The organism is Anoxybacillus sp. ST4, assembly GCF_019448545.1.
Classification (GTDB): domain Bacteria; phylum Bacillota; class Bacilli; order Bacillales; family Anoxybacillaceae; genus Anoxybacillus; species Anoxybacillus pushchinoensis.
In genome coordinates this window covers 41,221-49,742 of sequence record NZ_JAHZOE010000017.1, presented here as the reverse complement: position 1 = coordinate 49,742, position 8,522 = coordinate 41,221, and the positions used below count along the sequence as shown (strand labels likewise).

Annotated in this window: 9 protein-coding genes; all 9 read right to left on the bottom strand. The window is 41.5% G+C overall.

The genetic code is table 11. The features are described 5' to 3' along the window. Positions 1–307: 307 nt before the first annotated feature. Entirely contained in the window at positions 308–1,792 is a 1,485-nt protein-coding gene (gene lysS, locus K1I44_RS10975) for a lysine--tRNA ligase (RefSeq protein ID WP_219986155.1), read from the bottom strand. A 70-nt stretch (positions 1,793–1,862) separates the two neighbouring features. Further along, positions 1,863–2,864 (bottom strand): tRNA dihydrouridine synthase DusB, encoded by a 1,002-nt coding sequence (gene dusB, locus K1I44_RS10970; RefSeq protein ID WP_003398245.1) that lies wholly within the window; start codon positions 2,862–2,864, stop codon positions 1,863–1,865. Continuing rightward, positions 2,857–3,393 (bottom strand): 2-amino-4-hydroxy-6-hydroxymethyldihydropteridine diphosphokinase, encoded by a 537-nt coding sequence (gene folK, locus K1I44_RS10965; RefSeq protein ID WP_003398244.1) that lies wholly within the window; start codon positions 3,391–3,393, stop codon positions 2,857–2,859. Before folK ends, dusB begins: the two co-directional genes overlap by 8 nt. Before the next feature lie 2 nt (positions 3,394–3,395). Continuing rightward, on the bottom strand, positions 3,396–3,758 hold the full coding sequence (gene folB / locus K1I44_RS10960) for a dihydroneopterin aldolase (RefSeq protein WP_003398243.1): 363 nt from the start codon (positions 3,756–3,758) through the stop codon (positions 3,396–3,398). Continuing rightward, the gene (folP, locus tag K1I44_RS10955) at positions 3,748–4,524 is read right to left on the bottom strand and encodes a dihydropteroate synthase (protein ID WP_080629237.1); all 777 of its coding nucleotides are present in this window, start codon (positions 4,522–4,524) and stop codon (positions 3,748–3,750) included. Before folP ends, folB begins: the two co-directional genes overlap by 11 nt. A 56-nt stretch (positions 4,525–4,580) precedes the next feature. Further along, entirely contained in the window at positions 4,581–5,450 is an 870-nt protein-coding gene (gene pabC, locus K1I44_RS10950; RefSeq protein WP_003398240.1) for an aminodeoxychorismate lyase, read from the bottom strand. Between the two features lie 12 nt (positions 5,451–5,462). Then, a complete protein-coding gene (pabA, locus tag K1I44_RS10945) occupies positions 5,463–6,032 on the bottom strand; it encodes an aminodeoxychorismate/anthranilate synthase component II (RefSeq protein WP_219986154.1) in 570 nt (189 codons plus the stop codon). Between the two features lie 5 nt (positions 6,033–6,037). Beyond that, positions 6,038–7,438, bottom strand: coding sequence for an anthranilate synthase component I (trpE, locus tag K1I44_RS10940; protein ID WP_219986153.1), 1,401 nt, complete (start codon positions 7,436–7,438; stop codon positions 6,038–6,040). A gap of 121 nt (positions 7,439–7,559) precedes the next feature. Beyond that, positions 7,560–8,486: a cysteine synthase A gene (gene cysK / locus K1I44_RS10935; RefSeq protein ID WP_003398237.1), complete on the bottom strand. Its 927-nt coding sequence runs from the start codon at positions 8,484–8,486 to the stop codon at positions 7,560–7,562. Positions 8,487–8,522: the final 36 nt, after the last annotated feature.

Genomic DNA, 8,522 nt, shown 5'->3' with positions numbered 1-8,522 from the left:
CACGCCGCCAGCGTTCGTCCTGAGCCAGGATCAAACTCTCCATAGAAAGTTTATCTCTCTAGCTTCGTACGCTTTTCGCTTCGTTCAGTTTTCAAGGAACATCTTTGTCGTTTTTAAGCGACTTTTTTAATATAACATTTAGTGTTTTCTTTGTCAACACTTTTTTCTTTTGCTTTTTTACATGTTATTTTTAACACGGACGTTTAGTAATATATCATATTTGTTCATATTTAAGCAAGATGTTTTTTACTTTCTTTTGAAAAAATGAGTGAGGAAAAAACACCTCACTCATTAAATTTCCAAACGATTATTTATGACGCATTTGAGGGAACAACAATACATCACGAATAGATGGTGAGTTCGTTAACAACATAACAAGACGATCGATACCGATCCCTAATCCACCCGTTGGTGGCATACCGTATTCTAACGCTTCGATGAAATCTTCATCCATTTCATGCGCTTCGTCATTTCCTTGTTCCTTTTCTTTCAATTGCGCCTCAAATCTTTCACGCTGATCGATCGGATCGTTTAATTCTGTAAATGCATTAGCGTGCTCACGCGCAACGATAAACAATTCAAATCGATCCGTAAAGCGTGGGTCTTCAGGATTTTTCTTCGCCAGCGGTGAAATTTCAACTGGATGACCGTAAATAAATGTCGGCTGAATGAGATGTTGCTCTACTTTTTGTTCGAAAAACTCGTTAACAATATGACCAAATGTCATATGCGGAGCTACTTCTACTCCATGCTCTTTCGCTAGTTGCCGAGCTTCCTCATCGCTCATATGCTTCCAAAAATCAACACCAACATATTCTTTGATCGCATCGACCATATGAAGTCGTTTCCATGAAGGTGTTAAATCTACCTCATATTCTCCGTATTGCACTTTTGTAGTTCCGAGAACTTCCTGAGCAATATGAGCAATCATATCCTCTGTTAGCTTCATAATGTCTGTGTAATCAGCATACGCCTCGTAAAGTTCAAGCATCGTAAATTCCGGGTTGTGGCGCGTCGAAATCCCTTCATTACGGAACACGCGACCAATTTCATATACTTTTTCTAGTCCACCAACAATTAAACGTTTTAAATGCAACTCAATTGCAATACGCATATAAAGTGTCATATCTAAAGCGTTATGATGCGTAATAAATGGACGTGCCGCAGCTCCCCCAGCAATCGAGTGCATCATTGGCGTCTCTACTTCTAAATACCCTTTTTGATCTAGATAACGGCGCATCGATTGAATGATTAAACTACGTGTAATAAATGTTTTTTTACTCTCTGGATTCATAATTAAATCAAGATAACGTTGACGATAGCGTTGTTCAATATCTTTCAAACCATGATACTTTTCAGGAAGCGGGCGCAACGATTTTGTCAACATCTCATATGAATGGACTTTAATAGACAATTCGCCTACTTTTGTTTTAAAAACTACACCACGAACTCCAACGATATCTCCTAAATCTGATGTATCAAAAATTTCATACTGTTCTTCGCCAACATCGTCTTTACGAACATAAATTTGGATTTGTCCTGTCAAATCTTGAATGTGTGCAAAACCCGCTTTCCCTTTGCCGCGCTTCGTCATAATTCGACCGGCAATAGAAACATGAATCTGCTTCTCTTCGAGCTCTTCTTTCGATAAATGGCTATATAACGCAAACAACTCTTCCGCTTTATGTGTACGCTCAAATCGTTTTCCGAATGGATCGATTCCTTGTTCGCGTAACTTATGTAACTTTTCACGACGAACTAATAGCTGATCATTTAATTCTTCATGTGACATACTAAAGTTCACTCCAATGACCTTTTATTTTTTTTAGACATACTGTCAGCTTAAGCTGACAGTATGCTTTTTACACTTCCATCACAACATCGCTTTCTTTTGCCTCAACTTCTTCTACAAAATTCATAAGCAACGCCACAAGCTCATCGCGCGTTTGACATTCGTTAATGGCGTTGCGCACTTTAGCGTTTCCACGAATACCTTTCAAATACCACGCAGCATGTTTGCGCATTTCTTTCACAGCGATATACTCATTTTTCAGAGCAATTAAGCGATCTAAATGTAAAATGCAAACTTCAATTTTTTCGCGAACAGATGGCTCCGGAATGAGCTCGCCTGTTTCTAAATAGCGAACCGTGCGATAAATCATCCACGGATTACCGAGAGCAGCCCGGCCAATCATCACGCCATCGACACCGGTTTGTTCTAACATTCGCTTCGCATCTTGAGGGGTTTGTACATCGCCGTTACCAATGACAGGGATGTTAACCGCTTCCTTCACTTGTTTAATGACATTCCAGTCTGCTTTTCCTTCATACATTTGTACACGCGTTCGACCGTGAACAGCAACAGCTTTTCCACCTGCTCGTTCTACCGCTTGGGCATTCTCAACAGCATAAATATGATTTTCATCCCAACCAATCCGCATTTTTACTGTCACAGGTTTTTCAACTGCATCGACAACAGCTGCGACCATATCATAAATTTTATTTGGATCTAATAGCCATTTCGCTCCTGCATCACATTTTGTAATTTTCGGAACAGGGCAACCCATATTAATATCGATAATATCCGCATTCGTATGCTGATCTACATATTTAGCTGCTTGTACGAGCGTTTCTTTCTCCCCTCCGAAAATTTGCAAACTTAACGGCTTCTCGCGCTCATCAATGTAGAGCATCCCCATCGTTTTCGGATTGTTAAATAAAATCGCTTTGTCGCTAACCATCTCCGCACAAACAAGTCCTGCCCCAAATTCTTTTACAGTTAGACGAAAAGCCGAATTACATACTCCGGCCATCGGAGCGAGCACAACAGGATTGTTGATTTGCACATTTCCGATTTTAAACATTAAACTCCCTCCTTTCGTAAAGTTGTTCCTCGACCGCTTCACGACTCTTCCATATGCGAACCCCTTGATGTGACAACTGGTCGATGTAAGAACGTAAAGGACGTTGAACAGACGGAATGATCAGTGATTCATCTATTTCAAATAACGGGATTAACACAAACGCCCGTTCAAACATGCGCGGATGTGGAATAATAAGTTGTTCTGTTTCAATATTTTCGTGATTATATAACAAAATGTCAAGGTCTAACGTCCGCGGTCCCCAACGAACTTCCCGCTTACGGCCAAACATTTTCTCGATGTTCATTGTCGCTGTTAATAAAGCTAGCGGGGATAGTGATGTACTGACTTTCACAACCATATTTAAAAAGCACGCCTGATCAACGTATCCAATAGGATCTGTTTCATAAACGGAAGATGTCGCTAAAACAGAAATACATTCATGGTCATGTAACGCTCTCACTGCTTGAAGCAAATATGCAAAGCGATCCCCTATGTTCGATCCTAACGCAATATAAGAAATATGTTCCATTTCTAACGTCCTCTCGTAATTTCAACCGCCACATAAGCATAATGACCTTTAATTGGTGGATTAGGCTTTGTCACCTTCACTGTACACGATGACGCTGCTTCATACGCGGATAAAATTTGCTCAGCAATCTGCTCTGCTACCGCTTCAATAAGTTTAAAAGGCTTGCCTTCAACGATGCTTTGACATATGTCGTATATATGCGCGTAATTAATCGTTTCGCTCAAATCATCAGTAATGCCTGCTCTTTGTAAGTTCGTTTCGATTGTGACGTCAACATAAAAACGTTGGCCGAGTTTATTCTCCTCCGGAAACACCCCGTGATAACCATAAAATTCCATTTGACTAATGTAAATTTTATCCCGCATTTTCTTCACCTTTTCCAAGCATTGCATCCATCATTTTAGCCATTCGAGCAATCGGTAAAACATCGTGCACACGAACAATATGCACCCCTTTTGCAATGCCTAGGCAAACAGTTGCTCCTGTTCCTTCTAGTCGGTCATGAACTGGCAGATCAAGCACATGACCGATAAATGATTTTCGCGATGTTCCTAACAAAATAGGATAACGAAGCACAGCAAGCTCGTCCAATCGGCGCATCACTTGTAAATTATGTTCAACTGTTTTCGCAAATCCGATACCCGGGTCAATAATGATTTGCCCATCTTTTACACCAGCCTGCTTCACTATATGAACGCTCTCTCTTAAATCATGAATCATATCTGAAATGAGATCTTTATAATTGCGATCGTGACGATTATGCATTAATACGATAGGCACACCGTAAGTAGCGGCTACTTCAGCCATACTCGAATCTGCTTTCGCCCCCCAAACATCGTTAATCATCGTCGCTCCTGCCTCAATGGCTTGCTTCGCTACTTCCGCTTTATACGTATCGATCGAAATGGGCACATCAACCGCATGGGCAACCGCTTTTACGACCGGAATGACACGACGCAACTCTTCTTCAAGCGATACTTTCTCAGCCCCCGGACGAGTCGATTCCCCACCAATATCAATGATATGTGCCCCTTCAGCTACAAGTTGCTTAGCCCGTTCAACCGCCTGCTCTACATGACAAAACTTTCCGCCATCAGAAAAAGAGTCAGGTGTGGCATTTAAAATCCCCATAATAATCGTTTGTTTTTTTAAATCGAGCTTATGTTTTCCGCAGTAAATAACATCAATCAATGAGTGTTCCCATCCTTTCTGTCATACCTCGTCCATAATTGTTTTGTAAACGATGCGTACGCATGCTTCAGCCGGCTTGTAATTTCCCCACATTTCCCGGGATATACATCGCCATCCAATCGACAAACTGGCACAATTTCTTGGATGGAATTCGTTAAAAATATTTCATCTGCTTCTTTAAGATGTTGTAATACATAAAATCCTTCTTGTACATGAATGCCCCACGAACACAACAAATCTATCACAAACATTCGTGTAACACCATTTAAAATACCCGTTTGCACCGAAGGAGTATATACGACACCATCTTTTGCCCAAAAAATGTTTGAAACGATTCCCTCTGCTACAAATCCGTCTTGTGTAAGGAAAATACCTTCCACGTGTGCATCTTTACCGATTTCCCACTTACCTAAAATATTGTTCAAATAATGGTGTGACTTCAAACGGATATACCCTTCTGGTGTATTTCTTCTCATTCGTAACGTTTGGCAAACTTTTTCCTCTGCAAACGTCGGAACAGGTTTCATGTACATAATAACGGTTGGGGCTGTGTATTTATCCACTTGTAACCCCACATCACCAACACCAGCCGATATATTTAAACGCACATATGCATCGCGATAACCGTTTGCCTCCAACAGCCGGGAGAGAATATGCATTACTTCGTCCCGCGTTATAAAAAACGAGATGTTTAACATATTTAACCCATCGTGAAGGCGCGTTAAATGATCGTCAAGTAAAAAAGGATGTCCATCATATACGCGAAACGTTTCAAACAGACCGAGTCCATACATAAAGCCGTGATCAAATGGGGAAATGCAAGCATCTTCCTTCGTCACGATTTGCCCGTTAACATAAATAAACATGTGCCATCACTTTCACCTATATAATGTAATAAAATTTTTAAGCATTTCTAAGCCAAACTCAGTCATAATTGATTCAGGATGAAATTGAACCCCTTCAACAGGCAACGTTTTATGACGAATCGCCATAATTTCTCCTTCCTCCGTCCATGCGGAGATCTCAAAACAATCTGGCAATGTGTCCCTTTTTACAATTAAAGAATGATACCGAGTAGCAACAAATGGATTAGGAATGTGTTCGAAAATTGTTTTTCCATCGTGGAAAATCGTTGATGTTTTTCCGTGCATTAAACGCTCTGCTCTTACCACTTCACCACCGAATACTTGAGCGATAGATTGATGACCGAGACATACACCGAAAATAGGAATTTTTCCAGCAAAATATTGAATGGCCTCCATACTAATTCCAGCTTCGTTTGGACTACATGGACCAGGAGAAATCATTAAAAAATGCGGTTCAAGTTGTTCAATTTGCGCAATCGTCACTTCATCATTTCGTCTGACAACGAGCTCTTCGCCTAATTGACCTAAATATTGGACTAGATTATACGTAAACGAATCGTAATTATCAATCATTAAAATCATTTCGCTCACCTCATACTTAATTGTACATGCTCTTCTTCGCTCAGCTCTTTTGCTTTCCATAAGGCAAATGCTTTCTTTAAACATTCTTTGTACTCATATTCCGGTTGGGAATCAATAACGATTCCCGCCCCTGCTTGTACATATGCAAGGCCATCTTTAGCAACCATCGTGCGAATCGCAATGTTTAACTCCATGTCGCCATTAAATGCAATCCAGCCGATTGAGCCAGTATAAATACCGCGCCGAACAGGTTCAAGCTCTTCGATAATTTCCATCGTCCGTACTTTCGGCGCCCCTGTGATCGTTCCCCCAGGGAAAACAGCCGCTATCACATCAAATGCATCTTTTCCTTCCGCTAGCTGCCCAGAGACGTGTGAAACGAGATGCATAACATGGGAATATTTCTCAATGACCATAAACTCATCTACCTTTACTGTCCCGTATGCACATACACGTCCAAGGTCATTACGCTCAAGATCCACGAGCATTACATGCTCCGCTCGTTCTTTTTCGTTTGCTAATAAAGACTGGGCAATTTGTTCATCTTCTTGAATAGTTTTACCGCGCGAACGTGTTCCTGCAATTGGGCGAGTGCTTATACATTTTCCTTTCTTTTTGACGAGCAACTCTGGGGAGCCGCTTACGATTTGAAATTCAGGAAAATGCATGTATGCCATATACGGCGATGGATTTAATGTACGCAACTTTTCATAAATCGAAATAGGATGCGTCAATAGCTGTCTTGACTGTCGAACGGACAAGTTTACTTGAAATACGTCCCCTTGTGCAATATAATCCCGTACCTTTTCGACCGCTTCCATAAACTGTTCCTCGCTCATCGATACCGATTCTTCTTTCTCGTAGCTTGGAATAAACGGACGGGAAACATCAGAAATGTCCATTGTCCACAGCTTTTCATATTGCTCAAGACGTTGACGCGCTTTCTGTTCTTCTCCATCTACGTAATGAGTAATCAAATAAAGAGCCGACTCTTCGTGATCATATACAAACACATCATCAAACACTAAGAAATACAAATCAGGCACTTGTAAATCGTCACGTGCGATTGAAGGGAGCTTTTCGATGTAACGGGCACAATCATAACTAATATATCCGATGGCTCCACCTTGGAAATCAGGACCTTCTTCTCGCGAATCGACTTCCCATTGACTAAACCACGTTTTTAAAGATTTCAATATATTTCCTTCAAACGTTTCTGTACGATGTTTTTGCCACACTGTTAATTTGTTATTTTTCCCAATGATCACAGCAAAAGGATGTAAGCCGATAATGCTATATCGACCGTCCCGACCGCTCTCAAGTAAAACATGGTGCAATTGTTGTCGTGCCAACGCCTTATATTGTGAAAACCAATCGCGATGCGCGTACGAGACCTTTTTCATCATTGTCCGTCGCTTCTGCTTGCTCACAGATGTCACTCCTCTCCATCAGTCCATACGCTTATTGTACAACGAACGGACGGAAACAATCACGAAAAAAAATTCGGCAAGAAGCTTCTTGCCGAATTTATTCTTCAAATTGGTATAACGCCGTGCTTAAATAACGCTCGCCATTGCTCGGAATGATGGCTAATACTTTCTTTCCTTTTCCTAGTTTTTTCGCTACTTGCAACGCCACGTGGATCGCTGCACCGGATGAAATACCTCCCAAAATTCCTTCTTGACGAGCAGCTAAACGAGCAGCTGCAAACGCTTCTTCTGTCTTTACCGTAACTACTTCATCGTAAATCGATGTATTTAAAATGTCCGGAACAAACCCTGCGCCAATTCCTTGTATTTTATGTGGCCCCGGCTTTCCGCCAGAAAGTACAGGAGAATCCGCTGGTTCAACCGCATAAATTTTAATATTTGGATATGCTTGGCGCAACACTTCTCCTGCTCCTGTGATCGTTCCGCCCGTTCCAATGCCAGCTACAAAGGCATCTAGTTGATCGCCCATTTGCTCAACAATTTCTTTTCCTGTTGTTAAGCGGTGTACTTCTGGATTCGCTTCGTTTTTAAATTGTTGAGGCATAAAATAACCATGCTCTTGCGCTAGCTGCTCCGCCTTTTGAATAGCCCCACGCATTCCTTCGCTACCCGGCGTCAGCACAAGCTCCGCCCCGTAGGCACGAAGTAAATTACGGCGCTCTAGGCTCATCGTATCCGGCATGACGAAAATAGCTTTATATCCTTTCGCAGCAGCGACCATCGCTAATCCAATGCCTGTATTTCCGCTTGTTGGTTCAATGATTGTATCGCCCGGTTGAATTTTTCCAGCTTTCTCAGCTGCTTCAATCATTGCTAGTGCAATCCGATCTTTTACACTGCTTCCCGGATTCATAAACTCTAGTTTTACATATACGTCTGCGCTGTCTTCATCAACGATGCGATTCAACTTTACTACCGGTGTTTGCCCAATCAACTCTGTAATCGACTGTACTACACGTGCCATTCCATCCACCTCTAATCCCGAGTATTTTTATCGAAT